Origin of the sequence: Salegentibacter sp. (assembly GCF_041642575.1) — a bacterium.
GTDB lineage: Bacteria > Bacteroidota > Bacteroidia > Flavobacteriales > Flavobacteriaceae > Salegentibacter.
The window spans coordinates 1-2,556 of record NZ_JBEPWD010000173.1; the positions used below are offsets into that span (position 1 = coordinate 1).

Here is a 2,556-nt window from a genome sequence, read left to right on the forward strand (position 1 = left end):
CCTCGTGTTCGTTACCGTGGTCTTCATTTGCTGTCTCTCTGCAAGCGGAAAAACTGAATACTAATATTGCTGCGAAAAATAAGTTCTTGAAATTCATAATGTTTGTTTTTTATTTATAACTGATGTTTTAAAAGTGCTGCTTTTAACTGAAAAAGCTCTTTCTGCATTTCCAGCATATTGTTATAGGCTTCACGGTAGAATTCTACCTCCCGGTAATAATCCAGAAATGAGAATTCTCCAAGTTTATAGGCTTTAAACAAAAGTTCCTCCGATTTTAAATCTTCGAATGTTTCCCTGTATTCCTCGTATTTCCTCTTTAGTAACTGGTATTGCTGATAGTTCTCCTGAAATCTCGTGTAAAATTCGGCAGTTTTAGCGCTGGTATTGTCCTGAGTGTACCCCAGATTAGCTTTGGCTGCCTTTACTTTATTGTTGCTGTTCCAAAGTGGAATGGAAAGTCCACCAAGAAACCCGGAATAATTACTGGAATTTACGCCCTGGTAATTGTAACCAATAGTGAGATCAGGAAGAATTTTATTCTTCTCCAGTTTAAGCTGTTGCTCTGCGACAGCTTGCTGAGAATTGAGCATCTGAATTTCTGCATCGCCGGAAAGTTTTTCTTCCCATAGCATCTGCAAATCTGCTATTTCAGAATCATCAAAAAACCGGATCTGCTCCTCCTGAATAGGGTTTCCTCCATTCAGTTGCTGAAGTTCCATCAGCGTATTTCTGATGCTGATTTCTATTTGGTCTATTTCAAACTGTTGCTGCAACCAGGCAATTCTGGCCTTGTTTAGCTCCAGAATCCCGATTTGTTCGGCATCATATAAACGCTGAATCTGATCGTAGACTTGTTTTGCCTGTGCTACTCTTTCTTTCTCAATTTCCTGTCGTTGCTGCAGGTTTTGCAGCTCCAATAGTTGTAGTTTAGCTTCCAAAAGAACCTCCTGGCGCAAGCTTTTGTATTCCAGTTCCAACAAATCCTTTTGTTCAGCAATCCTTTTTCCACGGGCTCCATATACCGTTGGAAATTCAAATCGCTGGGAGATCTGGTACTCATAATAATCATCGGTCTCGTGCTCGCCAAACGGAAGATAAAAGGCTGAAACCTGTGGATCCTGCAGGTTATTCTCGGTCCTGTTAGTTAAATTCTGACTGGCAATAAAAGACTGATATGCTTTAAGCTGTCTGTTATTCTCACTTATCTCCTTCAGAATAACATCCGGCCCGGTTTCCTGGGCAAATGAACTGATAGAGATAAAGATCCCGCAGACAGCGGAAACAAAATATCTGTACATAAGTGTGATTTTAGTTTAATCTTTATACTGAGGTCTGTCTGATGTCTATAGACAAAAAACTGACTAAAATTAAACTAAGTAGGGAGGCCCCCGAAGGGATAATTGTGATAAATAAGGATTAAAATATCTTGATGGAGGCTGGTAATTTTCGAATAAATCAACCAGGTTTTCTTCAAAGAATACAGTTTGGTTTGCGTAAAGCTGAAATAATTGCTTTTCAGCCTCTAACTTTTTTGGAGCGATCTGCTCAATGGAAATTTTAACAACCGGAACTTCAGAATTACTTCCTCCATGGGTATGCATGCCCAGCAGAATAGAAAAAAGATCCTGCGCAGTTTTAGATTGCTTTTCATGATCGTGATCCTGGGAATGAGTATGGTCTAATGAAGCATGTTCGTGCGTCCCGGCGTGATCATGATGCAAGTGGGGTATTATTTGATGTAAAAGCATCAGGGAAAATAATCCCAATAGAAAAAAAGCTTTTATTTGATTTTTTACCTGCACCGTTCAAATATATAAAAAACTAACTGTTTTTCTACCTCTATATTAGGCTTGGAAGATAAATAGCATGATAGGCTAAGACTAGTGGCAGTTTTTAATATTCCGTTTTAAATTGAAAATAGATAATCCTCAAAGCAACGAGACGGCTCTTGCGCTACGTACCACCATCCACCATTATAAAGAAGATATTTGGTTCTTTTTCAATCCAAAGGATAATTCTACCAATTTTCATCTATTTCTGCCTTACCACCAAATTTTATCACCTTACTCCCATAGATAGGATCGTAATAATGACCGCCTTCCTGGTAGTCATCATTCCATACCTTTATTCCATCTTGAATGCGATAGAGAAAAGGAGAGAGATGTAGCCTTTCAAGATGCCATCTTCCTTCCTTTCCTGAAGGAATGTCTTCCCCATCGCCATACAACATCAAACCGCTATCTGCATACACCTCATGCCCTGGATCTGTTGACTTATACTCATGACTCACGTTTATAAGTTTATGTCCAATTTCATGGGCCACGGTGCTCCTTAGTCGATCTGGACGACTTAAATTTGTTATACTAATTATGCCTCGCATGGCATCCGGTAAGGTATTGCAATAGGAGTAAGTTGGAAATGATAATCCGCCGGTCCGAACTGATTTCATAGTCCAATTGCGGCCCTCCGAAACTTCCAGAAATGGAAAAAATACATCTTGAAGTGTAACCAGGTAAACAGTCCTTGAACTGTTTGGGTCTGGTTCTATAATACTGC

Annotated in this window: 3 protein-coding genes; all 3 read right to left on the minus strand. The window is 39.5% G+C overall.

What is annotated here, in order from left to right; all coding sequences use genetic code 11:
• Positions 1 to 113: 113 nt before the first annotated feature.
• A complete protein-coding gene (locus tag ACESK1_RS12985; protein ID WP_372920599.1) occupies positions 114 to 1,298 on the minus strand; it encodes a TolC family protein in 1,185 nt (394 codons plus the stop codon).
• Positions 1,299 to 1,367: 69 nt separating this feature from the next.
• Positions 1,368 to 1,721 (minus strand): hypothetical protein, encoded by a 354-nt coding sequence (locus ACESK1_RS12990; protein ID WP_372920600.1) that lies wholly within the window; start codon positions 1,719 to 1,721, stop codon positions 1,368 to 1,370.
• Positions 1,722 to 2,017: 296 nt separating this feature from the next.
• Positions 2,018 to 2,556 (minus strand): ImmA/IrrE family metallo-endopeptidase (locus ACESK1_RS12995; RefSeq protein ID WP_372920601.1); only part of this gene is annotated, 539 nt, incomplete at its 5' end.

What these genes read in the sequence shown, in the direction of transcription:
- ACESK1_RS12985 (WP_372920599.1), bottom strand. Translation starts at nt 1,298, where the DNA reads ATGTACAGATATTTTGTTTCCGCTGTCTGCGGGATCTTTATCTCTATC.